Consider the following 25,119-nt stretch of genomic DNA (forward strand, 5'->3'; position numbering starts at 1 on the left):
CAGGTCAGGTCAGGGCGGCGCGCAGGAAGAGCGCGCGCTCGTCGGGGTCGGAGATCGCCTCGGAGAGCGTCTGCGCCAGCGCCTCGAGGCTTGCGGCCTTGCGGGCGCTCTTGCGCACCAGCACCGGGGCGATGGGGCCGAGATGCGGCTTCAGCAGATCGGTGAGGCGGGTGAGCGCGGCGTCGGGAAGGCCCGGTGCGGTGCCGAGTCCCGTGGCGTCCTGCGAAAGCGCGCTTTCGATGGCACGCCGCAGGGTCATGCGTTCGGCCTCGTCCTCGAACTCGGCCAGAACGGCGGCAATGAGCTGTTCCGTGGTCGCGGCCTTGGCAGCGGCGCGGCGGGCGATTACCCGGCCCATCGGGCCGAGGCTGCCGGTGAGGTGCTGCTCGAGCCGCGCCAGCGTGCCGCCGCTCATCCGGGTGAGCATGGTCTCGGTCAGCGTGGCGTCGGGGGCGCGTGCGCTGGGCGCGGCCTCGATCAGGCCGGTGCGGTCGGCGGCGGGCAGGATCGCCGCCAGCGCCGCGCGCATGCCCTCGGCGCTGGCATAGCGCTTTTCCGGATCGACATGCATCGCGGTCATCACCACGTGGTCGACCTCAGCGGGCAGGCTCTCGACGAGCTCGCCGGGGCGCGGTGCCTGGCCGCTGCGCACTGCCGCGAACAGCGCCTCGACGCCGCCGCCCTTGTAGGGCTTGCGCCCGGTCAGCAGCTCGTAGAGCACCACGCCGCACGCATAGATATCTGCGCGGGCATCGACCTCGGCGCCGGTGAGCTGCTCGGGCGCCATGTAGGAGGGCGTGCCGACCATGCCGGCGCTGGTCGCCTCCATCGCGGTCAGCCGGGCGATGCCGAAATCGGTGAGCTTCACCGTGCCGTCATCGGTCAGCATGACGTTGGCGGGCTTGAGATCGCGGTGCACGATGCCGGCGGCGTGGATGCCCGAGAGACCGGCGAGGATCTGGGCAAAGATCGCGTGGATCTCCTCGAGCGGCAGGCGCGTACCCTCGGTCAGCCGGTCCTCGAGCGTGACCGAACGAACCCGCTCCATCACGAGGTAGGGCAGGCCGTCCTGCTGCAGGAAGTCGAAAACGGTGACGAGGTTGGCGTGCTGCACCCGGCCCGCGGCGCGGGCCTCGCGGCCGAAGCGATCGAGCCAGTCCTGGCTGCCCTCGCTGCCGATCAGGTGCTGGTGAATGGTCTTGATGGCGACGGGGCGGTCGATATCCGGATCTTGCCCGGCATAGACCACGCCCATGGCGCCCTCGCCCAGCACCCCGTCGATGCGGTACTTGCCGACCATGCGGCGCCCGCCGCCGGGTACGATGACGGTGGCATCAGACATCGATCATGCTCATCGCGCGTTCGAGGCTGCGGCGCATCCGGTTGAACGAGACCGAGAGCGAGCTGATCTCGTCGCGGCCCGGCTTCTTGTACTCGTCGACCGAGAAATCGCCCATGCTGACCTTCTCGGCGACCTCGGACATGCGGCGCACCGGGCGCAGCACGATCCGTCCGAGCATCAGGTTGGTGAGCACGAAGACCAGCAGAAACACCCCGGCGAGGCCCACGATCAGGATGATCCCGGTCTCGAGCGCGCGCTTGTCGGCGATCGACATCGGCGCCGAGATGATCTGCGCGCCCACGGTCTCGCCCAGCTCCCAGCCGAAGCCGTGATCGGGGCCGTAGAGATCGACCATGGCGGGCGGCGCGGCCTCGGGGGTCGAATGGCAGCGCAGGCAGCCCTCCTGGTAGATGGTCAGCGGGAAGGCCACGGTGAGGAAGCGCCCGTCCTCGCGGTCGACCACGGTCGAGAGCTGCTCGAGCGAGGGATCGGCGCGGAACTGGTCGATCAGGTCCTTCTCGAGCGGCGTCGGCAGGTCGGCGGGGTTGGTCGGATCTAGCGCGGCTTCCTTGTAGCTGAACTCGGGGAAGTGCTCCTGCACGTTGGCAAAGACCGAGCGCGCCGCGAAGGAGGTGACGGTCTCGGGCAGGAACAGGATGTCGTTGTCGTCCGAGAGCAGCGGGTCGATATTGGTGAGCGTGTAGGAGCGCACCGCCAGCGCGTTGGCACGCAGCAGCCGGATGGAGTCCTCGATCTCGTCCACCGCCGAGTCCTGCACGAAGCGGTAGGAAAGGCCGGCGGCGGCACCGATGCCGATGATACAGGCCAGAAGCAGGACGATGTTGTATTTGAAACGCAGGCCCATTGGGTGACTCCTTGGGGTTTGCGCGTCCTCGCGCGGGGTGGGAACAGGCGGGCCGAAGCCCGCGCGGGATCAGGAACTGAGGTCGAGAAGCTGGCGGCGGTTGAGCACGCCGGTGGTGTTTTCGGAGCGGCTCTGCTGGAACGCGGTGATCGCCTCGCGGGTCTGCGGGCCGAAGATCCCGTCCACGAGGCCACGGTAGAAGCCCTCGGCGCGCAGCTCGCGCTGGATGGTGCGCTTGGCCGAGCGCGAGAGCGACTGCTCGAGGATGCGCAGCTCCTCGACGGTCTCGGCGGGGGCCTGGGGTTCGGGCGTCGCCGCGATCACCGGTGCGGGCTGCGACGCGGGGGGCGGGGCGGGTACAGCGGCGGCTTCGGGTGTTTCGGGCTCCGGTGCCGGCTCTGGCTCAGGGGCGGCGCGCAGCAGGATGCGGTTCGAGGGCAGGTCGGACAGCGTCACGCCGTCCTTGGTGAACATGCCGCGCAGGATGGTGCCTAGATCGACCTCCTCCTGCCTGGCGGCGTCTTCGAGCACCGTCAGCACCGGACCGAATGCGCCGATCTCGGCCACCACCACGGCCCCTGCGCCGGGGACCGCATCGGGCGCGCGCACGACCTTGCTGATGCCGCCCGGAAGGCCCGTGGGCGGGGCGGTCACGGTCAGCACCACGGCGCCGCCCTGCTCTGAGAGCGCGGCGGAGCGGGCGAAGGCCAGCGTCGGGATCGCCTGGGTGAAAAGATCGGTCGAGCGGCCCAGCGTGGCCTCGGCGGGCAGCACGTAGTCGCGCCCCTCGAAGGTCACCGCGGGCGCGTCGAGATAGACGAGGGTGGCGCGGGAATCCTCGGCCTCGCGGGCGAAGCGCTGCAGGATCGAGCGCAGCTCGGCATTGTTGGGATCGGCGGCGCGCAGGGTCTCGGCGCCCATCAGCTGGAGCTGGGTCTGCACCGCGTCGGCCCGGGCCCCGCCATCGCCCACGGAGACCACGAGCGCGACGGTGCGGTCGCTGCCCTGCGCGTGTAGCGGCAGGGCGGTGATCATCAGGCTCAGGATCGTCAGAACTGCGCGGGCAAACATGGCAGGGCCTCTCTCGGTTGGCGTCGTTGCGCCGGAGCGGAGAGGCGGGGGCGGGGGAGAGCGCCCGGCCTGTCTCTGCTCCGGTCATCCCGTAGGTGCCCGGAGCAGAGAGCGAGGTTCATTTCATGGGGAAATTATTTCGCCGAGGCGGCGCGGCTCAGTCGTGACAGGCCGGGGCAGAGGCCTCGACCGCGCGCAGCGCCTCGCAGGCGTCGACCATCGGCACATCGCCATGCATCACCACCGCGCCATGCAGGGCGTGGGCGATGTCGGGGGCGGCGAGGTCGTTGTGCCGGGCGCGCAGAAGCGCCACGACGCCGCTCACATGGGCGGCGGCGACGGAAGAGCCGGAGACGTAGCGGTAATCGTTATGCGGGGCGGCGCTGATCACGTCGACCGCCGGGGCGGGGATCTGCCGCTCGGTGCCGTGCCCTGCGGCGATCACCCCCGGCAGCGAGGCGGGGAAGGTGGGCTCGGGGCTCTCGCCCCAGGCGGCCACGACGATCATCCCGGCAGCCTCCGCCGCCTCGACCAGCTCCTGCAAGAGCGGGTCCGGCGGGCCGCCGAGGCTCATGTTCAGCACGTGCACGTCGTTGAGGATGGCGAAGTTCAGCGCCCGCGCCAGCGAGAAACTGTTGCAGCGACCGCCCATCCCCTGCGGCTGCCAGCAGGCGCGCAGCCCGATCAACTGTGCCTGCGGGGCGACGCCGATCATGCCGATCTCGTTGTCGGCATCGGCGGCGATGATGCCGGCAATGGCGGTGCCATGCGGCTCGGCGGCGCTTCCCTGCGCATTGCCGACGAAATCGCGCAGGTCGGCGAGCCGGTTCGCGAGGTCCGGGTGATCGCTGTCGATGGCGCTGTCGATGACGCCGACGCGCACCCCTGCGCCGGTGCTGAGCCGGTGGGCGGCAGCGGCGTTGATCTGTTTGAGTGCGTTCTGCATCGGCAGCAGCGGGTCGCGGTAGAGCACCTCGAACACCTGGAAGTCGTTCATCCGCTGCACCGTGCGAATCTGCGCATCGGCCTGCATCCGGGCGATCAGCGCATCGAGATCCGGCGTGCCGGCGGTGTCGACCACGAGGCAATGCACGGACAGAGATTGCAACGGCCATTCGGCGGTGAGGGTGACGTCGAAACGCGCCTCGATCTCGGCGGCGACGGCGCTCAGCGCGTCGGGCTCCGCCAGCGGCACGGTGAGGATGAGGTGGGTCTGCGTGGCGATGCCATCGGCCGGTACCAGCCGCCAGGGCGGCGCCTGCTGCGCCCGCAAGGGGGTGGCAAGCAGGAGGGTGGCGAGGAGAAGCGAGACGATGGCACGCAGCATGGGGATCACTCGTTGGGGGCGGCGAACAGGACCTCGGAGGTGGCCATCAGCGCCTGCGCGGTGGTTGCGAGATCGGCTTCCGGGGCGGCGGCGGCGGTGTAGACGCCGGTCTCGGAGGGGCCATCGAGCAGCGTCAGACCATGCGCGGCGAGGAGCTGCGTCAGGTCGTCCTCGGCCAGATCGCCGGCAAGCTGGAACTTGACCGCATGGTCGGCATCGGCGCCGCTGGTCAGGGTCTGGTAGTCGTCGCCTATCGGCTGGAACAGGATCACCGCGAGCAGCACGCAGGCGGCGACGCCAAGCCCTCCGAGCGCGTAGCCCCCGCGCAGACCGGCGAACCAGCCCTTTGACTGCGGCACCGGCGCGCGGGCCGCCGCCTCGGCGTCGATCTGGGCGCGCAGCTTTTCCCAACTGCGGTCGACGGGGGCTTCAGAAGGGTCGACGGTGGCGACCTGCTGGGCGAGGTCGTGCTGTCGGGCGACTTCGGCGGCGAATTGCGGAGAGACACGGGCCTGGTGTCTGACCAGCTCTGCCTCGTCCTCGGGCAGGCTGCCGTTGACGTACCACGGGATCAGCTCCCAAGCGGTCTCGTAGGCGTCTGACCTCGGGATGTGGTTGGAATCATGCAACTGCGTTCTCCGAACTCTGGTGCGCCTCGTCCGACAGCATCTCGCGCAGGCGTTTGCGTGCCGTCATCATGCGCGTCTTCACGGTGCCCACCGGGCACTCGAGGATTTCCGCGATCTCCGTATAGAGATAGCCGTTATAATAGGTGAGCTCCACAACCGCGCGCAATTCCGGTGTCAGTTGCTGGAGCGCGGCAGCGAGATCCTTCTTGTGCATCACCGCAGTTTCGGTGTCGCTGCCGTCGGCCACAAGTCCTTCGTCCAATTCCACGTCTCCTTTGCGCTTGCCGAGCTTCTGGCGCTGCTTGAGCGACATCCGGTAGGCGATCCCGAAGATCCACGACGAGGGCTTCGACAGCCCCTGAAAGCGGTCGGCGGTGCGCCACACGGTCATCAACGCATCGTTGGCGACCTCCTCGGCGGACTCGGCGTTGTCGGTGATGCGCCTCGCGAAATGCATCAGCTTGGGAAAGTACTTCCGATGCAGTTCCTCGAACGCTGTGACGTCGCCTTCGGCGACGGCAGCCAGCAAGGCCTCGTCGGTTCTGGGCTTTGGGCCGGTACGGGCGGCCCGGAGGGAATTGAATATGCGCATGCCAAATCATCGCTTTGCTGTCTGCGGTGATAGGTGCCCCGACGATTGAAAATGGTTCATCGGATCAACAGAAATTTTGGGCACCCGGAAACCGGAGTGGAAATGTGCATCCGGACGAGACCTGCCCGGGCCGCGATGGCATCGCTTCGCGCGCCGCTCGGGCGGTCCACCGCGAAGGTGAAAGATGAGCGCCGTCACAGCCCCGGCGTGGCGGGATCGCGTCTGGCCTGGCGATCCACCCGCGCTTTCGCGGAGCTGGTCAGAGTCTTCATCTTCCGGTTGATGCCGCGCCGCCGAGGTGAGACGCCGGTTCGGTCTTGAGCGCAAGTTCTAAGTGGCTCGTTTATATACATACATCATTCGCCTCTCACGAAGCGTTGTCGCCACCGTTGTAATCGCCGTTGTAATCGACGCGATATTCGATTTTTTCGAAAATCAATCCGTGGTTGCGGCTCGATTGCCTGAAAAGCAGGCGGTTTGAGAACAAAGGCCGTGTCCCGAAGCGAAATGCGCCTCCGGGCGCAGAGCGCAAAACGGCCCGGCAGCCTCTTGGGCGACCGGGCCGTGCGCGGGGAGCATGGGGACAGGTGAACGGCTTACTTGAGCACGTGCCAGACGCCGCCGACGCCGTCGCCATTGACGTCGCCCGGTGCGCTGTCGCCGGCCCAGTAGTACAGCGGCATACCCTTGAACGCCCACTGCTCGGCACCGTCCTTGCGGGTCACGAGGCTGAAGTTGCCCTCGGCGCTGGCGCCCGACTTGGCGACGAACGGCGGCCAGCTTGCGGCGCAGCCGTCGTAGCAGTTGCTGGTGCCCGGCGCGTCCTTGTCGAAGATGTAGAGGGTCATGCCCTCGCCATCGACGAGAACGCCGCCGCCGGACATGCCGGCCGGGGCCGCGATGGCGGTGGTTGCGGCGACGGACACGGCGGCGCCGGCAATCAGGGTGAGAAGTTTCATGCAAAGGTCTCCTGTGGTGGTGTCTGGCCCAGACCATCTCGTTCTGGATACCGGGTTAGTGCCGGTGCCCCACCACAGGGTTCATTCGTGCGCGATATATTCCAAGGCTTCGAGCGCCGGGCTCAGCCAAGCGCGATGATCGGCCCGTCGAGCAGCCCCATCAGGTCGCCGAAATAGCCGCCCGAGCGGGCCGGACGCGTCGGGTCCGACGTAATGGCGACGGCGAGATCGCGCTCCGGGTGGGCGGCGATCACCTGCCCGCCATAGCCGCGCCCGAGGATCCAGCCGCTGTCGCTCAGGAACCAGCCGTAGCCATAGCCGAGACCGGACCAGCGCGAGCGGGTGCGGGCCTCTTGCGAGGCGTCGACCCAGTCGGCGGGCAGCACCTGCGCGCCGTCGTAGCGTCCGCCGTCGCGCATGGCGACGGCCACGCGCAGCATCGCCTGGGGCGTCAGCGCCATCTCGTTGCCGCCAAAGTAGAAGCCCTGCGGATCGCGGGTCCAGGGCGGGATTTCGATGCCGAGCGGGGTGCCGAGGTGTCGCCGCGCAAGTGTCAGCAGGCTGTCGCCGGTGGCAGTGGCGATCGCGGCCCCCAGAAGATGCGTGGTGCCGGTGGAATAGATCATCTGGCCGCCATTCTCTGCCACGCGCGGCTGGCGCAGCACGTAGGCGACCCAGTTCGAGGAACTGACCCAGGCACCGTAATTCGCCCCCGAGGTGCGCTCGAGCCCGGCGCGCAGGGTGACGAGATCACGCATGGTGAGATCTTCGACGCCCTCGGTGGCCCCCGACGGGATCAGGCTCGGGGCGACATCGCCGAGCCGCGCCTCGACGCTCTCGATGCCGCCCTCGTCGATCACCGCGCCGAGGATCAGCGCAAGCACGCTCTTGGAGCAGGACTTGATATTGGCGACCCGGGTCAGACCGGGGCCGCGCGGGGCCTCGGCCAGCAGCGTCTCGTCGCCGCGGCGGATCTGGATCGAGTGCAACTGGTCGAGATCGACCGCGAGGTCGCGGATCTCGTCTGTGCTTTGCTGGGCGCGCAGCAGCGACGGCGCGGCGAGGCTGCCGGCGAGGGCGAGAGAGAAGTGTCGGCGCGACAGCATGGCGGACTCCTGCGATTTGCGTGTCACAAGATTTGGCAGGCGTTCCGGGAAAGGAAACCCGCGCGGCGGGGCGCGCGGGTCACGCCGCATCAACAGCCGGTGATGCGGCGCTCAGAACAGCTCGATATAGCGCTCGATCTCCCACTGGGTCACGTGGCGCAGGTAATCCTGCACCTCGAAGCGGCGCGAGCGCACAAAGTGATCGACGAAGCTGTCGCCAAAGAGCGAGCGCGCTGCCTCGCTGGCCTCGAGCCGGTCGGTGGCCTCGACGAGATCGCGCGGGAACCGTGCGCTGGCGGCGGGCTGCACTTCGTAGGCGCTGCCCTTGACCGGGGCGGGCGGCTCGGCGCCGGTCTCGATGCCGCGCAGACCGGCGGCGAGGCAGAGCGCCATAACCGCGTGCGGGTTGGAGTCTGCCGCGGGCACGCGGAACTCGATGCGCGTCGCCTCGGGGCTGTCGTTGATGATGCGCACCGCGGCGGTGCGGTTCTGCACGCCCCAGCTTGCCCATGTCGGCGCCCAGGCCCCGGGCACCAGCCGCTTGTAGGCGTTGACCGTCTGCGCCGTCAGCACCAGCATCTCGGGCATCAGCTCGAGCACCCCGCCGAGGAAATGCCGTGCCGTCTGCGACAGCCCGTCCGGCGTGTTGGGATCGGCGAACGCCGGTGCGCCGTCCTTCTGCAGTGAGATGTGGAAATGCCCGGACTGGCCCGAAAGCTCGGGCGAGAGCTTGGACATGAACACGGTGGTCAGCGCGTTGCGGGCGAAATAGGCTCGCGCGAAATTGCGGAACAGCGCCGCGTCATCCGCTGCCTTGACGCCCGAAGCCACCGTGAGGGGGGCCTCGAAGCAGCCCGGCCCAAGCTCGGTATGCAGGCTGTCGAGGCCGATATCCATCAGGCTCATGCATTGCCGCAGCCCGTCGAACAGGTCGCCATAGGCGGCCGCCGATTGCAGCGAGTAGGTGCGGTTGGCCTTGGCGAAATGCTGCAGGTCGCGATAGCGCTTCTCGCGCAGGCTGTCGGCAGTCTCGTCGAGCAGGAAGAACTCGTATTCGAAGGCAGCGGTGACGTCGAAGCCCATCGCCTCGGCCTTGGCAAGATGCTTGAGCAGCTGGTTGCGGGGGGATTTCTTGCCGAACTCGCCGGTGAAGTCCGCGACCATCACCTCGGCATCGGCGCCGAAGGGCCAGTGCCGGCGGGTCTCGGGGAAGATCTGTGCCGGGCGGTCGATATAGGTCTCGCTGTCGTCCCATGTCTTCTCGGCGCTGTCCCAGGCGTGCAGCACGTCGCAGAAGCTGTAGCCCTTCTCGATCAGCTTGTCGGCCTTGCTGCTGTCCATCAGCTTGTGGCGGAACAGCCCGTCGAGGTCGAAGATGCCCACATGGACGTCGCGAGAGACGTGTTCGGGGATGCCGTTGCTGTCCATGAGGGGCTGCTCCTTGCTTGTCTTTTTGTCCGCCATGGGCGGGTTCGGGCGGAGTTTGACCGGCACAAGGGGGCTGTCAAGGAACCGCGCGCCATTGCTGCCGTCGAGAGGAAGCATCTGGCGAAAATGGATAAATTCTGCGCAGGTCCTGTGGCCGGTCACGTTGTGATCAGGGGTGGCGCGCGCCGATTGCCACGCCGCTCGTGCCGCGCATAGTATCGCCGTCATGGACGAGCCCGACGCGCTGACCCAGGACGACCCCAATGCCATGACCGACGAGGCATGGCAGTCGGTGCTGCGCGCCGTCGACCAGACCTATTCCGAGCTGGTGGCGCATCAGGAACAGCTCGAGCACCAGAATGCCGAGCTGACCGCCGCCAAGCATCTCATTGAAGGCGTGCTGCATTCGGTGAGCGACGTGCTCATCGTGATCGACCGCGACGGCAGCGTTGCCGAGGCCAGCGAGTCGCTCTTCGCGCTGGTCAGTGGCGGGGCGCCTGAGGTGCTCGGCCGCCCGGTGGCCGAGATCTTCGATGCCGAGGGCGCGGCGCAGATTGCCACCGCGCTGAACCAGCTGCGCATGAACCACGCGGTGGCGGATTTCGAGGCCAGCATCCCCACCGAGACCGGCGCGCAGCCGTTCCACATCGTGCTGTCGCCCCGGCTCGACGCGCGCGACCGCTTCGGCGGCGCGGTGCTCAGCGGGCGCCCGCTGGGCGAGCTGCGCCGCGCCTATGCCGAGCTCGAGCTCAGCCATGAGCAGCTCAAGCAGGCGCAGAGCCAGATCGTGCGCAACGAGAAGCTGGCCTCGCTGGGGCGGCTGCTGGCGGGGGTGGCGCACGAGCTCAACAACCCGATCAGCTTCGTCTATGCCAGCACCCATGCGCTGGAGAAATATGTCGGCCAGTTCGAGACCTATTTCCAACAGGTCCAGTCCGGTGCCAGCCGCGACGAGCTGGTGCGGCTGCGCAGCGAGCTCAAGCTCGAGCGCGCGCTGGGCAATCTCTCGACCGCGATCCACGGCGCACGCGAGGGTGCCGAGCGGGTGCGCGACATCGTCGCCGACCTGCGCCGCCTGTCCTCGGAAGGCAGCGGCGAGAAGGTGGTCTTCGACCTCGCTGAGACCGCGCGCGTCGGGGCCCGCTGGGTCGAGCGCGGTGCCAAGTCCGGCGTCACGGTGGCGTTTACTGGCGAAGACAGCCTGCGCGTGCTTGGCGTGCCGGGCCATATCCAGCAGATCGTGATGAACCTCGTGCAGAACGCGCTCGACGCGGTGGACGGGGGCGCGGCCCCAGAGGTCCGCATTGATCTCGCCGTGCAGGGCGGACGGGCGCGGATGACCGTGTCGGACAACGGTCCCGGCATTCCTGATGAACAGCGCGCGGCGGTGTTCGACCCGTTCTTCACCACCAAGCCGGTGGGCAAGGGCACCGGGCTTGGGCTTTCCATCAGCGCCAAGATCGCCGATGAACATGGCGGGCAGCTTTCGCTGCTGCCCGGGCCGGGGGCGGTCTTCGTGCTCGACCTGCCGCTGGCGGACACACCGGGAGAGGCCTGAATGAATATCCTCTGGCTGCAATCGGCCGGCTGCGGCGGCTGCACCATGTCGCTGCTCTGCGCCGAGAACCCCAACGTGCTCGACACGCTGGGCGATGCCGGCATCGAGTTCCTCTGGCACCCGTCGCTCTCGGTCGAGACCGGCTGCGAGGTGCAGGCGCTGCTGAGCGCGGTTGAACGCGGCGAGATCGCGCTCGACGTGCTGTGCTTCGAGGGCTCGGTCGTCACCGGCCCGCGCGGGACGGGCAAGTTCCACATGCTGGCCGGCACCGGGCGCTCGATGCTCGACTGGGTGCGGGCGCTGGCGCCGATGGCCGAGCACGTGGTGGCGGTGGGCACCTGCGCGGCGTTTGGCGGCATCACCGCGGCGGGCGGCAACCCGGCCGGCGCGGTGGGGCTGCAATATGACGGCCGCCAGAAGGGCGCGGCGCTCGACGAGGGCTTCACCAGCCGCTCCGGCCTGCCGGTGATCAACGTGGCGGGCTGCCCGACGCATCCCGCCTGGGTCATCGAGACGCTGCTGATGCTGGCGGGCGGGGCGCTGGGCGCGGGCGATCTCGACGTGCTCGCCCGGCCGCGCTTCTACGCCGATCACCTGGTGCATCACGGCTGCACCAAGAACGAGTTCTACGAGTACAAGGCCAGCGCCCGGACGCTTTGCGAGATGGGCTGCATGATGGAGCATCTGGGCTGCGTCGGCACCCAGGCGGTGGGCGATTGCAACATCCGCCCGTGGAATGGCGAGGGATCGTGCACGCGCGGGAATTACCCCTGCATCGCCTGCACCGCACCGGAATTCGAAGAGCCCGGTCACCCGTTCACCGAGACGCCGACCATCGCGGGCATCCCGGTAGGGCTGCCCTCGGACATGCCTAAAGCGTGGTTCATGGCGCTGGCCTCGCTCTCAAAAGCCGCGACACCGCAGCGCATCGAGCGCAACGCCCATTCCGACCGCCTCGTACAGGCGCCAAGCGTGAAGGCCCGCAAATGAGCGACAGGCAGCTGCTGGTCGGCCCGTTCAACCGTGTCGAGGGCGATCTCGAGATCCGCCTCGATGTGACCGATGGCCGGGTCTCGGAGGCGCGGGCCAACTCGCCTCTGTTCCGCGGTTTCGAGATGATGTTGCAGGGCAAGGCGCCAAGCGACGCGCTGACCCTGACGCCGCGGATCTGCGGCATCTGCTCGATCAGCCAGTCGGCGGCGGCCGCGCTGGCGCTGGCCGATGCCGGCGGGGTGACGATGCCACCACAGGGGCGGCTGGCGGCGGCGATCCTGCACGGGGTGGAGAACCTCTGCGATCACATCAGCCATTTCGCGCTGTTCTTCATGCCGGACTTTGCCCGGCCCATCTATGCCGGACGCACGTGGCACGACCGCGCGGTGGCGCGCTACACCGCGCAGCAGGGCTCGGCGGTGCGGCCGCTGATCGAGGCGCGGGCGCAGCTCTTCCACATCGTGGGGCTTCTGGGCGGCAAGTGGCCGCACACGCTGGCGATCCAGCCCGGCGGGGTCACCCGCGCGCCCGATGCGCGCGACCGCATCCGCATCCAGACCACCCTGCGCGCCGCCAGGCGCGTGCTGGAGCGCGAGCTCTTCGGCGGGTCGTTGGAGGCCTTCGCGGCGCTGGGTTCGGTGTCGGGGTACGAGGGCTGGGCCGGCGGCGACGTGGCGCTGTTCTCGGAGATCTCGGCGGATCTGGGGCTGGACGGGATCGGCGTGGGGCCGAAGCGGTATCTCTCCTGCGGGGCCTATCCGCTGGCCGAGGGCCGCGTGACCGGGGCCGGCGTCTGGGAGGACGGGGCGGTCTCCGCCTTCGATCCGGGCGAGATCGTCGAGGATGTGAGCCACGCCTGGATGCTGGGCGAGCCGGCGCATCCGGCGCAGGGCGCGACGCTGCCCGACGAGGACATGGCCGAGCCGGGCTACAGCTGGTGCAAGGCGCCGCGTCTGGGCGGGCGCACGGTCGAGGTTGGCGCGCTGGCGCGGCAGGTGCTCGACGGGCACCCGCTGTCGCTGGCGCTGGCCGGGGAGGGCTCGGTGCGGGCGCGCATCGCGGGACGGCTGCTCGAGATCGCCCGCACGGTGCTCTGGCTCGAGGACTGGGCGGCGGCGCTGGATCCTGGGGCGGTGTTCATGGACCCGGCGCCGGCGCTGCGCGAGGGCTCGGGCGTGGGGCTCGTCGAGGCGGCGCGCGGCACGCTGGGGCACTGGATCACGGTCGAGAAGGGGCGGATAACGCGCTACCAGATCGTGGCGCCGACGACGTGGAATTTCTCGCCGCGCGATGCCGGCGGCGTGCCGGGGCCGGTCGAGGCGGCGCTGGTAGGGGCGCCGGTGGGCGAGGGCGAGACCACGCCGGTGATGGTGCAGCACGTGGTGCGGAGTTTCGATCCATGCATGGTCTGCACGGTGCATTGACCTCGAGGGCAGAGGGGGGCGCTGCCCCCGTCCGCGCCGGGCGCGGACTCCCCCGGGATATTTTTGGCCAGAAGAAGATGCGGGCGTGGTGAGCGGGCGGCGCATCAGGGTGCGCGGGCAGGTGCAGGGGGTGGGGTTTCGCCCCTTCGTCTGGTCGCTGGCGCAGCGCTTGGGGGTGTCCGGAGAGGTGTCGAACGACGCCGAGGGGGTGCTGATCCTCTGTGCCGGGGGCGATCTCGACGGGTTCGAGGCCGCGTTGCGGGGCGAGGCGCCGCCGCTGGCGCGGGTCGACGCGGTGGAGAGCTGTGCGGCGGAGGTGCCGGTGGGAGAGGGCTTTGCCATCGTGGCCTCCGGCGGGCCGGGGGCGGAGACGCGGGTGACGCCGGATGCGGCGAGCTGCGGTGACTGCGTGGCCGAGATCTTCGACGTGGGGCGGCGGCGCGGCTACCCCTTCACCAACTGCACCAATTGCGGGCCGCGCTTCACCATCCTCACCGGGCTGCCCTATGACCGGGCGCAGACCACCATGGCGGGCTTTGTGCTGTGTGATGCGTGTCGGGCGGAATATGAGGACCCGGGCGACCGGCGTTTCCATGCCCAGCCGGTGGCCTGCCCGGATTGCGGGCCGCGACTATGGTTCGAACGTGAGGGGCGCGAGGTCGAGGGGGATGCGGTGGCGCGCGCCGCGGAGGCGCTTGGGCGCGGCGCGATCCTCGCGGTGAAGGGCCTGGGCGGGTTTCACCTGTGTTGTGATGCCACCGACGCTATGGCCGTGGGGGCGCTGCGCGAGCGCAAGCGGCGCCCGGCGAAGCCGCTGGCGCTGATGGCGTCTCTCGAAGTGCTGAAGGGCTATGCGGTGCCGGGGGAGGCCGAGCTGGCCCTGCTGCGGGAGTCGGCGGCGCCGATCGTTCTGTTGTCGAAGCAGGAGGGCGGCCTGCCCGAGGCACTGGCGCCGGGGCAGGGGGCGCTGGGCTGGATGCTGCCCTACACGCCGCTGCATCATCTGCTCTGTGCCGCTGTGGGGCGGCCCTTGGTGATGACCAGCGGCAATCTCTCGGGCGAGCCGCAGGCCATCGGCAATGCCGAGGCGCGCGAGACGCTCGGTGGACTCGTTGACGCCTCCCTCATGCATGACCGCGACATCGCCCGGCGGCTCGATGACAGCGTCGAGCGGATCACGCCGCAGGGGCCGATGGTGCTGCGCCGGGCGCGCGGGCGGGTGCCGGGTACGCTGGCGCTGCCCGATGGCTTCCCGACGCGACAGGTGGTGGCCTATGGCGGGCAGATGAAGGCGGCGATTTGCCTGGTGAAGAACGGACAGGCGCTGCTTGGACATCACCTTGGCGAGCTCGACGACGCGCTGACATGGGAGGCCTTCCTGCAGGCGGATCGCGACTACGCGGCGCTGTTCGATCATCGTCCCGAGGCGGTGGCCTGCGACCTGCACCCGGGCTACCGCGCGAGCCAGCATGCGCAGGGGCTGGGGCTTCCTGTGGTCGAGGTGCAGCATCATCACGCCCATCTCGCGGCCTGCCTTGGCGAGAACCGCTGGCCGCTCGACGCAGGACAGGTGGCGGGGATCGTGCTCGATGGCACCGGGCTGGGCGCGGACGGAACGCTCTGGGGCGGCGAGCTGCTGCTCGGTGATTACCGGGGGGGCGAGCGGCTGGGATGGCTGCGCCCGGCGCCGCTGGTCGGTGGCGACCGGGCGGCGAGGGAGCCGTGGCGCAACGCGCTGGTGCGGCTCGATCAGGCCGGGCTGGGGGACGAGGCCGAGGCGTTGTTCGCGGCGTACCCGCTGGCGCCGCTGCGCATGGCTGCCGCGAAAGGGTTGAACGCGCCGCTCTCTTCCAGCGCCGGGCGGCTTTTTGATGCGGTGGCGGCCTGTCTCGGGATCTGCCCGGCGGTGCAGAGCTATGAGGGCGAGGCGGCGATGCGGCTCGAGGCGCTGGCCGGGGGCGCGGGCGAGGGCTATGACCTGCCCTTCGCAAAGGGCGTCTTCGACACCGCGCCGCTGTTCCGGCAGCTCGTTCAGGACGGGCGCGCCGGCGTGCCAGTGGCGCAGCGGTCGTGGCGCTTCCATGCCGGGCTGGCGGAGGCCTTCGCGGCGCAGGCGCGGGCGCTGGTCGAGAGCGGGCAGGCAGAGGCGGTGGCGCTCTCGGGGGGCTGCTTCCAGAACGCGCTGCTGCTCGATCTCACGGTGAAGGCGCTGGGCGACGTGCCGGTGCTGATTCACCGCAAGACCCCTGCCAACGATGGCAGTTTGGCGCTGGGGCAGGCGCTGGTGGCGCTCGCAAGGCTGGAAAGCCGCTGACCGGAGCCCGGCGCGGCCCGGAAAGCCCCTGACCGTGCCGTGCCCCCTCCTCTCCATCTAACATACTGTCGAGGTTCATCTTTTCGAAGCGCCCGCGAAACGGGCATCGGGCTTCCGCACACGGCGGCATACCGCGATGCTCGGTGAATGCTGCGCGACAGGGAGCGTCGGCGCAGGGATTTCGCGAATTGGAGGAGGGCGCCAGCTTGAGCCAGATCGAAACCTTCTACGAGGTCATGCGCAGCCAGGGCATCACCCGGCGCAGTTTCATGAAATACTGCTCGCTGACCGCCGCCGCGCTGGGCCTCGGCCCGGCCTTCGTCCCCAAGATCGCGCATGCGATGGAGACCAAGCCGCGCACCCCGGTGATCTGGGTGCACGGGCTGGAATGCACCTGCTGCTCCGAGAGCTTCATCCGCAGCGCGCACCCGCTCGCCAAGGATGTCGTGCTGTCGATGATCAGCCTCGATTACGACGACACTCTGATGGCGGCGGCCGGCCACCAGGCCGAGGCGGCGCTGCAGGACACCATCGACAAGTACAAGGGCAACTACATCCTCGCGGTCGAGGGCAACCCGCCGCTAAACGAGGACGGCATGTATTGCATCGTCGGTGGCAAGCCCTTCGTTGATCAGCTCAAGCACGCTGCCGAGCACGCCAAGGCGATCATCTCCTGGGGCGCCTGCGCCTCCTATGGCTGCGTGCAGGCCGCCAAGCCCAACCCGACCCGTGCCACCCCCGTTCACAAGGTCATTACCGACAAGCCGATCATCAAGGTGCCGGGCTGCCCGCCCATCGCCGAGGTGATGACCGGGGTGATCACCTACATGCTCACCTTTGACCGTCTGCCGGAACTTGATCGGCAGGGGCGGCCGGCGATGTTTTACTCTCAGCGTATCCATGACAAGTGCTATCGCCGGCCGCATTTCGATGCCGGTCAGTTCGTCGAGGCCTGGGACGACGAGAACGCGCGCAAGGGCTATTGCCTCTACAAGATGGGCTGCAAGGGGCCGACCACCTACAACGCCTGCTCGACCGTGCGCTGGAACGAGGGCGTCTCGTTCCCGATCCAGTCGGGCCATGGCTGCATCGGCTGTTCGGAAGACGGCTTCTGGGACCAGGGCAGCTTCTACAACCGCGTCACCGACCTGACCCAGTTCGGGGTCGAGGCCAATGCCGACAAGATCGGCATGGCGGCGGCCGGCGTGGTCGGCGGCGGCATTGCGCTGCACGCCGCCGTCTCGGCTCTGAAATCGGCACAGAAGAAGACCCAGTCTTCGAAAGAGGAGGTGTAACCGATGGTTATCCAGACCCCCAATGGCTACACGCTCGACAATGGCGGCCAGCGCGTGGTGATCGACCCGGTGACTCGGATCGAGGGCCACATGCGCTGCGAGGTCAACGTCAACGATGACAACATCATCACCAACGCGGTCTCGACCGGCACCATGTGGCGTGGGCTCGAGGTCATTCTCAAGGGCCGCGACCCGCGTGACGCCTGGGCCTTCACCGAGCGCATCTGCGGCGTCTGCACCGGCACCCACGCGCTGACCTCCGTGCGCGCGGTCGAGGATGCGCTCAGCATCTCGATCCCCGACAACGCCAACTCGATCCGCAACATGATGCAGCTGGCGCTCGAGATCCACGACCACGTGGTGCATTTCTACCACCTGCACGCGCTCGACTGGGTGAACCCGATCAACGCGCTCAAGGCCGACCCAAAGGCGACCTCGGAGCTGCAGCAGACCGTGGGCCCGAACCATCCGCTGTCGTCGCCGGGCTATTTCCGCGATGTGCAGAACCGGCTGAAGAAATTCGTGGAATCCGGTCAGCTGGGTCTCTTCAAGAACGGCTACTGGGACAACCCCGCCTACAAGCTGCCGCCCGAAGCGGACCTGATGGCGACAACCCACTACCTCGAGGCGCTGGATCTCCAGAAGGAGATCGTCAAGGTCCACACCATCTTCGGCGGCAAGAACCCGCATCCGAACTGGCTGGTGGGCGGCGTACCGTGCCCGATCAACATGGATGGCGTGGGCTCGGTCGGCGCGATCAACATGGAGCGGCTCAACATGGTCTCGTCGATCATCGACCAGACCCAGGAGTTCAACCGCAACGTCTATATCCCCGACGTGAAGGCGATCGGTGGCTTCTACCGCAACTGGCTCTACGGTGGTGGCCTGTCGTCGCAGGCCTGCCTCGCCTATGGCGACATCCCCGAGCATCCCAACGATTTCTCGCCCGAGCAGCTGCACCTGCCGCGCGGCGCGATCGTCAACGGCAACCTCAACGAGGTGCTCGACGTGGACGTGCGTGATCCCGAGCAGGTGCAGGAGTTCGTGGACCACTCGTGGTACACCTATGGCGAGGCCGGCAAGGGCCTGCACCCGTGGGACGGTGTCACCGAGCCGAAATACGAGCTCGGCCCCAACGCCAAGGGCACCCGGACCGACATCAAGGAGCTCGACGAGGCGGCGAAATACTCGTGGATCAAGGCGCCGCGCTGGCGCGGTCATGCGATGGAGGTGGGCCCGCTGGCGCGCTACATCGTCGGCTACGCCAAGGGTCACGAGGACATCCGCGACCAGGTCGACCGGCTGCTGTCGGACATGGACCTGCCGATGGAGGCGCTGTTCTCGACGCTGGGCCGCACCGCGGCGCGGGCGCTCGAGTCGGAGTATTGCGGCCGTCTGCAACGGCACTTCTTCGACAAGATGATGACCAACATCCGCAACGGCGACGAGTCGACCGCGAATGTTGAGAAATGGGATCCCTCGACCTGGCCCTCCGAGGCCAAGGGCGTGGGCATGACCGAGGCGCCGCGCGGCGCGCTGGGGCACTGGATCAAGATCAAGGACGGGCGCATCGAGAACTACCAATGCGTCGTGCCGACCACGTGGAACGGCTCGCCCCGCGACACCGCCGGCAATATCGGCGCCTTCGAGGCCTCGCTGATGAACACCAAGGTCGAGCGCCCCGAGGAGCCGGTCGAGATCCTGCGCACGCTGCATAGTTTCGACCCGTGCCTCGCGTGTTCGACGCACGTGATGTCGCCAGACGGCGACGAGCTGGCAAACGTCAAGGTCCGCTGAGGAGGAGAGGATACATGAAAAAGGCACTCGCATTCTGGCTGGCCTCCGCCTCGGCGGCCTTCGCCCATGCCGGTCACGACGCGGCCCTGCCCGCCGACGGAGCGGCGCACTGGCTGCTCTCGCCGCTGCACGGGCTGGGCGTCCTGGCGCTGGCCGGCATCCTGTGGATGGTGCTGCGCGCCCGCCGCAAGGAGTGAGCCGATGGAGCAGAAAACCGTTCCGCCCCGCGACCCGGAGGCCGACCCGCTTTCGACCTCCCGTCTGACCGGAGACGCCACCGACCAGGACATCGAGTCGATCCGCCGGCGCACCTCGGTCTTCGTCTACGAATGGCCAGTGCGGCTGTGGCACTGGATCAACGCGGCGCTGATCATGATCCTGATCGGCACCGGCTGGCTGATCGCCTCGCCGCTGCCGTCGATGAACTTCGCCGAGGCGACGTTCCAGTTCGTCATGGGCTACAACCGTTTCATCCACTTCGCCGCCGGGCAGTTGCTGACCGTGGCCTTCGCGGCCCGGGTCTACTGGGCGCTGGTGGGCAACCATCATTCCAAGCAGCTGTTCTACGTTCCGGTGTGGAAGAAATCGTGGTGGAAAGAGGTCGTCCACGAACTGCGCTGGTATGCCTTCCTCGAGGACGTTCCGAAGAAATACGTGGGCCACAATCCGCTGGCGCAGGTGGCGATGTTCTTCTTCATGACCGTCGGCATCACCTTCATGCTTCTGACCGGCTGGGCGCTCTACGCCGAGGGCGCGGGGCAGGGCTCGCTGCCGGACCTGGCGATGGGCTGGCTCATCGCCTGGGTGCAGAACACTCAGGTGCTGCACTCGCTGCATCACCTCGGCATGTGGTTCATCATCATCTTCATGATGATCCATATCTACGCCGCGATCCGCGAGGATATCATGTCGCGCCAGTCGATGGTCTCTACGATGATCTCCGGTCACCGCACCTTCAAGGACGACCTGCCGGACTGAGGTTTCCGGTTTTGGACGACACGTGGAACGGGCCCTTGCAGGGCCCGTTTTTCTTTCTGGCATCCACCCTTGCGGATTGATCTTTTTATGGAAAGCATCCTTCCATAACGGAATCCGTTAGTCTCATCGAGTTCAGACTTTATGTGTTTATTTTCATAAGGATAGGTAAAGGTGACTGGCAGATGCAGAATCCCTGCCAGGCGCGGGCGGACACGATAATCTCGTTCGGGCCAGCAGGCGGAAACACGTCTTTCGCCGGGCAAGCAAGGGGAGGGGACGGCATGGCGCGCAAGGCGCTCATTCTCGGCATCGGCAACGTGCTCTGGGCGGACGAGGGATTCGGCGTGCGCTGCGTCGAGCATCTCGCGGATACGCTTTCCTTCGGAGACGACGTCAGGGTGCTCGACGGTGGCACGCAGGGGCTCTACCTGCTGCCCTTCCTCGAAGAGGCCGACCTGCTCGTGGTGTTCGACGCGGTGGACTACGGCCTCCAGCCCGGCACCATGAAGGTGGTCGAGGGCGACGAGGTGCCGCGCTTCATGGGCGCCAAGAAGATGTCGCTGCACCAGACCGGCTTCCAAGACGTGATCGCCACCGCCCAGCTGATGGATTACTGCCCCGCCGAGCTTCTGCTCGTCGGCTGCCAGCCCGAGGAGCTCGAGGATTACGGCGGCGGCTTGCGCCCGGTCGTCGCGGCGCGCATCCCCGAGGCGGTGCAGATCGCCCGCGACTGGCTGGCGGCGCGCGGCTTTCACGCCACCGATGGCCGCACCGAGACCGACGCGCTGGCCGACAGCGCCATCCGGCATCAGGCCTACGAGGCCGGTCGCCCGACCGAGGAAGAGGCCTGCCGCACCGGCGATGCCCGCTTCTTCCCGGCGGCGGAGTAGGCCCGATGTGCGTCGGCATCCCGATGAAGATCCTCTCGGTCGACGGCATCGCCGGCCACGCCACCGGCGACGAGGGCGAGGCGCTGATCGACCTGTCGCTGGTCGGCGACGTGGCGCCCGGCACCTGGGTGCTGACCCATCTCGGCCATGCCCGCGAGGTGATCTCCGAGCAGGAGGCCGAGTTGATCGCCCGGGCCCTGCGCGGCCTGCGCAGCATCATGCAAGGGGCAGGGGCGGGTGACGCCTTTGCCGATCTCGACAACCGCAGTCCCGCCCTGCCGCCGCATCTCGAAGCGGCGCGGCTGGCGGGTAAGACAACCGCCTGAACAAGACGGCCCGAGCAAACCGGCCCGCGTACACGGCCTGAGCCGCGCCCGAGGAGGACACATGTCACACCCCCTGATCGACCGGCTGGTGAGCGAGCTCGGCTGGCCCCGTCTGAGCACGATGGCCGATGTCGCGGCCTTCACCGAGGCGCCGGGCGCCCATTGCCTCTTCGTGCCGGGCGATCCCAGGCGCAATCTCGAGAGTGCCGACGTGGCGGTGATCCTGCCCGAGCTGCGCATCGCCTTCCAGCGCGCCTTCGACTGCGCCGTGGTCGATGACGCCATCGAGACCCAGCTGCGCGAGGCCACCGGGGTGCTGAAGACGCCGTCGCTGATCTTCTTCCGCGACGGGGCCTGCCTCGGCGGCATCCCCAAGGTGCGCGACTGGGACGACTACATGGCACGCATCCCGCAGATCCTGAACGCAATCCCGGCCCCGGCGGCCTGACGGAGGACACGATGGTCAACAATTTCCACATGCCGCCGGTGGGCTATGGCCCCGGCTCGCAGCCCGAGGACGAGGCCGAGCTGGAATACATGCCGCTGCCGCAGGACATGCGCACCTTCTCGGCCCATATCCCCGATGTCGAGGATACCGGCGGGCTGGCGCCGGCGATGGCGCTCTTGGCGCAGGTTGCCGAGGCCGCAGACCGGGTCGCGGCCCAGGGCGGTTCGGTGACCTTCGACCTCGTCGGGCTCGATGTGCCCAACCGCCGCCTGATCGCCGAGACCATGGGCGAGGGCGAGGTGGCGATGAAAATCCGCGGGCTGCCCTCGGTGCGGGCACAGGAATCGGTCTTTGCCGGCATCTGGGTGCTGCACGGCGCAGGGCTCGACGCCATCGAGGTCGCGAGCGTGCCCTCCGATGCCCGCGCCCGCGCCTTCGAGCCGTTCCGCCCGGGCGATGCCAACGCCCCCGGCACCGGTGTGGTCAACGCCCCCGCGCTGCTGGTCGAGCTGCAGGACAAGAGCGCCGGCTACACGGCGCGCGGCGAGCTGCACGTGGTCAACCTCACCCTGCTGCCCCACACCGAGGGCGATCTCGCCTGGCTCGACGCGCGGCTGGGCATCGGCTCCACCGACATCCTGTCGCGCGGCTATGGCAATTGCCGGGTCACGGCGACGGCGCTGCCGCATGTCTGGCGGGTGCAATTCTACAACTCGATGGACCAGCTCATCCTCGACACGTTCGAGGTTACCGACATGCCCGAGGTCGCCATCGCCGCGGCCGAGGACCTGAGCGACAGCGCCGAGCGCCTGCGTGAAGTGCTGGAGGCGATCACATGAGCTTCGAGGGCAGCTATCTCGGCGCCAATGACCGGATCTCGGATCAGGCGATCATGGAATGCAAGATCTGCTGGACGCCCTACGATCCGGCCGAGGGCGACGACACGCGGCAGGTCGAGCCCGGCACGCCGTTCCACGCCCTGCCCGAGGACTGGTCCTGCCCGAACTGCTCGGGCCCCAAGGAGCAGTTCATGGTGCTCGAAGATCCCGGCGCGGCGGACCTGCTCGAGGCTACCCGCATCCGCGAGGTCACCGACCGGTTGGTGGCGGATTTCCGGGAGGTCTACAACGCCAAGATGCGCGACGTGCCGATCGTCAACAAGGCGCTGCAGGTCGAGGCGATCGATTTCCGCAAGCACGGCGACTGGCTGCTCGGCGTGCTGGTCAGCCCGTGGTTCATGAACCTCGTGGCTCTGCCTGATGCCGGGCAGGATTGGTCCGGGCTGCGTGCCGGCGACAAGGAGGTGATCTCCTTCCCGTCCGGCGACTACGAGTTCATCCACAACAGCCGCGAGCTGACGGGGGGCTACAAGGCCTGCTCCCTGTTCTCGCCGATGCACGAATTCACCCGCCAGAAGGATGCCACCGATGTCGCCCGCGCGGTGATGGTGGCGCTGTTCCAGGAGGAGCACCGCGCCGAGACCGACCGCGCCGCCGAGATCCGTGCCTCCCGCGAGGCCGAGCTGGCCGCGGCCGAAGAGGGCGCGCAAGAGGCTGTGCAGGAGATCGGGGAGGCGGCGCTCGACGCGGCCCCCTCGCGCCGCACGGTGATCACCGGCGGTCTTTCGCACGACGTGCAGGACACGCAGGAACAGGGCGCAGGCTGATGCTGGACACGCGCCCCGCACCCCGGCTTGTCGCCCAGCCCGCCCCCGGCCTCCCGGTCGCGCGGCTGGTGCTCGGCAAGCCGGTCGACGAGGTCGAGGCGCTTCTCCCCCGCCTCTTCAACCTCTGTCGCGGGGCGCAGGCGGCGGCGGTCTCGGCCGCTCTTGGACGGGCCGATGACGGGACCGCCGCCGCCGAAATCGCGCGGGACGTGCTGCGCGACCACCTCCTCAAGCTTCACGCCAGCTGGCCGGCGCTGCTGGGCCTTGCGCCACGGGCGCTGCCCGACGACTGGCGCGCCGGGGGCCACGGGCTTCTCGCGGCGCTCTTCGGTCCTGACGCCGAAGCGCCCGCGACCCCGGCAGCGTTCGACCTCTTTCTCGCGAGCAACCGCCCTGCAGCGGTGCCGCTGGCCTGCATTGCGCAGCGCTTTGCCCCCGGCGAGGCGGTGTCCGAGGGCCTGCCCGCGCCGGATGGCCAGACGCTCTGGCGGCGCGGGGCCTGCGAGAACTCGGTCGCAGCGCGCCACCTTTCGCACCCGGTGATGCGGGCGCTCGAGGCCAGCCACGGGCGCGGCCCGCTCTGGCGCGCCGCGGCCCGGCTCTACGATATCGAGGCGGCGGCGCTCGGCCGGCTGCCGGCGCTCGAGGTCGCGAAGGGCCGGGCGCTTGTGCCGGCGGCGCGCGGGACCTATGCCATTCACATGCAAGTGGAAAACGGCCACGTCACCGGGTTCGACCGGGTCACGCCCACCGATGCGCTGCTGGCGCAGGGCGGCATTCTCGCGCGCAGCCTCGCCAGCCTGCCGGCGGAGAAATCCGGCCTCGGCGCGCTGCTGCTCGACATTCTCGACCCGTGCAGCCCGGTGCGGCTGCGGGAGGTGATCGATGCATGAGATGTCGCTCTGCGAGGGCATCCGCCGGGTTGTCGACCAGGCCGCCGCCGCGCCCGAGATCAATCGCGTCACCCGCGTGCGGCTCGAGATCGGCCGTTTCGCCGGGGTCGAGAAGCCGGCGCTGGAGTTCGCCTGGGAGGTCGTGATGCGCGGCTCCAAGGCCGAGGGCGCGGCGCTCGAGATGATCGACCTGCCGGGCCGCGCGCTCTGCTATGACTGCATGGAGACGGTGGAGATCGACCACCGGCTCGATCCCTGCCCGACCTGCGGCGGCGGAAAGCTGATGCCCGACGGGGGCGACGAGATGAGAATTAAGGATATGGAGGTCATCTGATGTGCACGGTTTGCGGCTGCAGCGGCAGCACGGTCGAAGGGCATTCGCACGATCACGGCGCGGGGCATACGCATGACCACGCGCATGATCATGCCCATGGCGATGGCCACCACCATCACCACCATGACCACGGCCATCACCATCATCACGGCGCCCATGGCGACATTCATTTCGGCACCGGCGCCGCCGGCGTGGCAGTTGGCAACATGAGCCAGGAACGGCTGATCGAGATCGAGACCGGCATCCTGTCGGAAAACGACCGCTACGCCGCGGCCAATCGCGCCCGGCTCGCGGGGCAGGGCGTCTTTGCCGTCAACCTCGTCTCCTCGCCGGGCTCGGGCAAGACCACGCTGCTCTGCGCCACCATCCGCGCGATGGGGGGCGATGTCGCGGTCATCGAGGGCGACCAGCAGACCAGCAACGATGCCGACCGCATCCGCGAGACCGGGGCGCCTGCGGTTCAGGTCAACACAGGCAAGGGCTGCCATCTCGACGGCCACATGGTCGGCCACGCGCTCGACCACCTGCATCTGCATGACGATGCGACGCTGTTCATCGAGAACGTCGGCAACCTCGTCTGCCCCGCCGCCTTCGACCTTGGCGAAGATGCCAAGGTGGCGATCCTGTCGGTCACCGAGGGCGAGGACAAGCCACTGAAATACCCCGACATGTTCACCGCGGCGCGCATCGCGCTGCTGAACAAGGTCGATCTTGCGCCGCATTGCGATGTCGATCTCGATCTTTACGAGGCCAATCTGCGCCGGGTGAACCCCACCATCGAGGTGATCCGGATCTCGGCCCGCACCGGCGAGGGGCTCGAGCAGTGGATCGGCTGGCTGCGCAGCGAGGCGGCGGCCAAGCGTCTCGCGCAGGCGGCGGAGTAA

25 protein-coding genes are annotated in these 25,119 nt (G+C 68.5%); 16 read left to right on the forward strand and 9 right to left on the reverse strand.

All coding sequences use genetic code 11. The features are described from left to right. Positions 1-4: 4 nt before the first annotated feature. The 9 genes from JF542_RS13360 to JF542_RS13400 all read right to left on the reverse strand — a co-directional run bounded on the left by JF542_RS13360 (position 5) and on the right by JF542_RS13400 (position 9,319). The gene (locus tag JF542_RS13360; protein ID WP_207076207.1) at positions 5-1,342 is read right to left on the reverse strand and encodes a serine/threonine-protein kinase; all 1,338 of its coding nucleotides are present in this window, start codon (positions 1,340-1,342) and stop codon (positions 5-7) included. Further along, positions 1,335-2,207, reverse strand: a complete 873-nt coding sequence (locus tag JF542_RS13365) for a c-type heme family protein (protein WP_207076208.1) — start codon at positions 2,205-2,207, stop codon at positions 1,335-1,337. Before JF542_RS13365 ends, JF542_RS13360 begins: the two co-directional genes overlap by 8 nt. Before the next feature lie 69 nt (positions 2,208-2,276). Beyond that, positions 2,277-3,278, reverse strand: a complete 1,002-nt coding sequence (locus JF542_RS13370; protein WP_207076209.1) for a peptidoglycan-binding domain-containing protein — start codon at positions 3,276-3,278, stop codon at positions 2,277-2,279. 157 nt (positions 3,279-3,435) lie between these two features. Continuing rightward, on the reverse strand, positions 3,436-4,605 hold the full coding sequence (locus JF542_RS13375; protein WP_207076210.1) for a S8 family serine peptidase: 1,170 nt from the start codon (positions 4,603-4,605) through the stop codon (positions 3,436-3,438). A 5-nt stretch (positions 4,606-4,610) separates the two neighbouring features. After that, on the reverse strand, positions 4,611-5,234 hold the full coding sequence (locus JF542_RS13380; protein ID WP_207076211.1) for a hypothetical protein: 624 nt from the start codon (positions 5,232-5,234) through the stop codon (positions 4,611-4,613). Further along, entirely contained in the window at positions 5,227-5,826 is a 600-nt protein-coding gene (locus tag JF542_RS13385; protein WP_040544508.1) for an RNA polymerase sigma factor, read from the reverse strand. The genes JF542_RS13380 and JF542_RS13385 overlap by 8 nt, the downstream gene beginning before the upstream one ends. A 596-nt stretch (positions 5,827-6,422) precedes the next feature. Continuing rightward, positions 6,423-6,785, reverse strand: a complete 363-nt coding sequence (locus JF542_RS13390) for a COG4315 family predicted lipoprotein (protein WP_207076212.1) — start codon at positions 6,783-6,785, stop codon at positions 6,423-6,425. Positions 6,786-6,907: 122 nt separating this feature from the next. Further along, complete coding sequence (locus JF542_RS13395; RefSeq protein WP_007796486.1) at positions 6,908-7,891, reverse strand: serine hydrolase domain-containing protein; 984 nt, start codon at positions 7,889-7,891, stop codon at positions 6,908-6,910. Positions 7,892-8,002: 111 nt separating this feature from the next. Then, the gene (locus JF542_RS13400; protein WP_242533748.1) at positions 8,003-9,319 is read right to left on the reverse strand and encodes a glutamine synthetase family protein; all 1,317 of its coding nucleotides are present in this window, start codon (positions 9,317-9,319) and stop codon (positions 8,003-8,005) included. Between the two features lie 226 nt (positions 9,320-9,545). Here JF542_RS13400 and JF542_RS13405 point away from each other — a divergent pair, with 226 nt between their 5' ends. The 16 genes from JF542_RS13405 (at position 9,546) to hypB (ending at position 25,119) form a co-directional block, all read left to right on the forward strand. Then, positions 9,546-10,877, forward strand: a complete 1,332-nt coding sequence (locus JF542_RS13405) for a sensor histidine kinase (protein ID WP_207076214.1) — start codon at positions 9,546-9,548, stop codon at positions 10,875-10,877. Further along, positions 10,878-11,867, forward strand: a complete 990-nt coding sequence (locus JF542_RS13410) for an NADH-quinone oxidoreductase subunit B family protein (RefSeq protein WP_207076215.1) — start codon at positions 10,878-10,880, stop codon at positions 11,865-11,867. It begins immediately after the preceding gene. Continuing rightward, the gene (locus JF542_RS13415; protein WP_207076216.1) at positions 11,864-13,294 is read left to right on the forward strand and encodes a nickel-dependent hydrogenase large subunit; all 1,431 of its coding nucleotides are present in this window, start codon (positions 11,864-11,866) and stop codon (positions 13,292-13,294) included. Before JF542_RS13410 ends, JF542_RS13415 begins: the two co-directional genes overlap by 4 nt. 85 nt (positions 13,295-13,379) lie before the next feature. Next, positions 13,380-15,608, forward strand: coding sequence for a carbamoyltransferase HypF (gene hypF / locus JF542_RS13420; protein WP_207076217.1), 2,229 nt, complete (start codon positions 13,380-13,382; stop codon positions 15,606-15,608). A gap of 206 nt (positions 15,609-15,814) precedes the next feature. Continuing rightward, on the forward strand, positions 15,815-16,903 hold the full coding sequence (locus JF542_RS13425) for a hydrogenase small subunit (RefSeq protein WP_040545239.1): 1,089 nt from the start codon (positions 15,815-15,817) through the stop codon (positions 16,901-16,903). Between the two features lie 3 nt (positions 16,904-16,906). Further along, entirely contained in the window at positions 16,907-18,700 is a 1,794-nt protein-coding gene (locus JF542_RS13430; protein ID WP_007796504.1) for a nickel-dependent hydrogenase large subunit, read from the forward strand. Positions 18,701-18,714: 14 nt separating this feature from the next. Further along, positions 18,715-18,897, forward strand: coding sequence for a hypothetical protein (locus tag JF542_RS13435; protein ID WP_007796507.1), 183 nt, complete (start codon positions 18,715-18,717; stop codon positions 18,895-18,897). A 4-nt stretch (positions 18,898-18,901) separates the two neighbouring features. Next, on the forward strand, positions 18,902-19,678 hold the full coding sequence (gene cybH, locus JF542_RS13440; RefSeq protein ID WP_007796510.1) for a Ni/Fe-hydrogenase, b-type cytochrome subunit: 777 nt from the start codon (positions 18,902-18,904) through the stop codon (positions 19,676-19,678). 281 nt (positions 19,679-19,959) lie between these two features. After that, positions 19,960-20,568 (forward strand): HyaD/HybD family hydrogenase maturation endopeptidase, encoded by a 609-nt coding sequence (locus tag JF542_RS13445; RefSeq protein ID WP_007796513.1) that lies wholly within the window; start codon positions 19,960-19,962, stop codon positions 20,566-20,568. Between the two features lie 5 nt (positions 20,569-20,573). Next, a complete protein-coding gene (locus JF542_RS13450; protein WP_207076218.1) occupies positions 20,574-20,894 on the forward strand; it encodes a HypC/HybG/HupF family hydrogenase formation chaperone in 321 nt (106 codons plus the stop codon). Between the two features lie 61 nt (positions 20,895-20,955). Continuing rightward, complete coding sequence (locus JF542_RS13455; protein WP_207076219.1) at positions 20,956-21,342, forward strand: thioredoxin domain-containing protein; 387 nt, start codon at positions 20,956-20,958, stop codon at positions 21,340-21,342. 11 nt (positions 21,343-21,353) lie between these two features. Then, positions 21,354-22,181: a hydrogenase expression/formation protein gene (locus JF542_RS13460; protein WP_207076220.1), complete on the forward strand. Its 828-nt coding sequence runs from the start codon at positions 21,354-21,356 to the stop codon at positions 22,179-22,181. After that, positions 22,178-23,008 (forward strand): [NiFe]-hydrogenase assembly chaperone HybE, encoded by an 831-nt coding sequence (hybE, locus tag JF542_RS13465; RefSeq protein ID WP_007796527.1) that lies wholly within the window; start codon positions 22,178-22,180, stop codon positions 23,006-23,008. The genes JF542_RS13460 and hybE overlap by 4 nt, the downstream gene beginning before the upstream one ends. Further along, positions 23,008-23,901, forward strand: coding sequence for a hydrogenase expression/formation protein HupK (locus tag JF542_RS13470; RefSeq protein ID WP_207076221.1), 894 nt, complete (start codon positions 23,008-23,010; stop codon positions 23,899-23,901). Before hybE ends, JF542_RS13470 begins: the two co-directional genes overlap by 1 nt. Then, on the forward strand, positions 23,894-24,235 hold the full coding sequence (gene hypA / locus JF542_RS13475; protein WP_007796534.1) for a hydrogenase maturation nickel metallochaperone HypA: 342 nt from the start codon (positions 23,894-23,896) through the stop codon (positions 24,233-24,235). Before JF542_RS13470 ends, hypA begins: the two co-directional genes overlap by 8 nt. Beyond that, positions 24,235-25,119, forward strand: a complete 885-nt coding sequence (hypB, locus tag JF542_RS13480) for a hydrogenase nickel incorporation protein HypB (protein ID WP_207076222.1) — start codon at positions 24,235-24,237, stop codon at positions 25,117-25,119. Before hypA ends, hypB begins: the two co-directional genes overlap by 1 nt.

Source organism: Salipiger bermudensis (assembly GCF_017309175.1).
In the GTDB taxonomy this organism is placed as follows: domain Bacteria; phylum Pseudomonadota; class Alphaproteobacteria; order Rhodobacterales; family Rhodobacteraceae; genus Salipiger; species Salipiger bermudensis.

Coding starts and splice junctions, on each gene's coding strand:
- JF542_RS13390 (WP_207076212.1), bottom strand. CDS start 6,785: ATGAAACTTCTCACCCTGATTGCCGGCGCCGCCGTGTCCGTCGCCGCA.
- JF542_RS13435 (WP_007796507.1), top strand. CDS start 18,715: ATGAAAAAGGCACTCGCATTCTGGCTGGCCTCCGCCTCGGCGGCCTTC.
- JF542_RS13365 (WP_207076208.1), bottom strand. CDS start 2,207: ATGGGCCTGCGTTTCAAATACAACATCGTCCTGCTTCTGGCCTGTATC.
- JF542_RS13395 (WP_007796486.1), bottom strand. CDS start 7,891: ATGCTGTCGCGCCGACACTTCTCTCTCGCCCTCGCCGGCAGCCTCGCC.
- JF542_RS13385 (WP_040544508.1), bottom strand. CDS start 5,826: ATGCGCATATTCAATTCCCTCCGGGCCGCCCGTACCGGCCCAAAGCCC.
- JF542_RS13415 (WP_207076216.1), top strand. CDS start 11,864: ATGAGCGACAGGCAGCTGCTGGTCGGCCCGTTCAACCGTGTCGAGGGC.
- JF542_RS13450 (WP_207076218.1), top strand. CDS start 20,574: ATGTGCGTCGGCATCCCGATGAAGATCCTCTCGGTCGACGGCATCGCC.
- JF542_RS13370 (WP_207076209.1), bottom strand. CDS start 3,278: ATGTTTGCCCGCGCAGTTCTGACGATCCTGAGCCTGATGATCACCGCC.
- hypA (WP_007796534.1), top strand. CDS start 23,894: ATGCATGAGATGTCGCTCTGCGAGGGCATCCGCCGGGTTGTCGACCAG.
- JF542_RS13430 (WP_007796504.1), top strand. CDS start 16,907: ATGGTTATCCAGACCCCCAATGGCTACACGCTCGACAATGGCGGCCAG.
- JF542_RS13410 (WP_207076215.1), top strand. CDS start 10,878: ATGAATATCCTCTGGCTGCAATCGGCCGGCTGCGGCGGCTGCACCATG.
- JF542_RS13360 (WP_207076207.1), bottom strand. CDS start 1,342: ATGTCTGATGCCACCGTCATCGTACCCGGCGGCGGGCGCCGCATGGTC.
- JF542_RS13375 (WP_207076210.1), bottom strand. CDS start 4,605: ATGCTGCGTGCCATCGTCTCGCTTCTCCTCGCCACCCTCCTGCTTGCC.
- hybE (WP_007796527.1), top strand. CDS start 22,178: ATGAGCTTCGAGGGCAGCTATCTCGGCGCCAATGACCGGATCTCGGAT.
- JF542_RS13445 (WP_007796513.1), top strand. CDS start 19,960: ATGGCGCGCAAGGCGCTCATTCTCGGCATCGGCAACGTGCTCTGGGCG.
- JF542_RS13470 (WP_207076221.1), top strand. CDS start 23,008: ATGCTGGACACGCGCCCCGCACCCCGGCTTGTCGCCCAGCCCGCCCCC.
- cybH (WP_007796510.1), top strand. CDS start 18,902: ATGGAGCAGAAAACCGTTCCGCCCCGCGACCCGGAGGCCGACCCGCTT.
- JF542_RS13460 (WP_207076220.1), top strand. CDS start 21,354: ATGGTCAACAATTTCCACATGCCGCCGGTGGGCTATGGCCCCGGCTCG.
- JF542_RS13400 (WP_242533748.1), bottom strand. CDS start 9,319: ATGGACAGCAACGGCATCCCCGAACACGTCTCTCGCGACGTCCATGTG.
- hypB (WP_207076222.1), top strand. CDS start 24,235: ATGTGCACGGTTTGCGGCTGCAGCGGCAGCACGGTCGAAGGGCATTCG.
- JF542_RS13405 (WP_207076214.1), top strand. CDS start 9,546: ATGGACGAGCCCGACGCGCTGACCCAGGACGACCCCAATGCCATGACC.
- JF542_RS13455 (WP_207076219.1), top strand. CDS start 20,956: ATGTCACACCCCCTGATCGACCGGCTGGTGAGCGAGCTCGGCTGGCCC.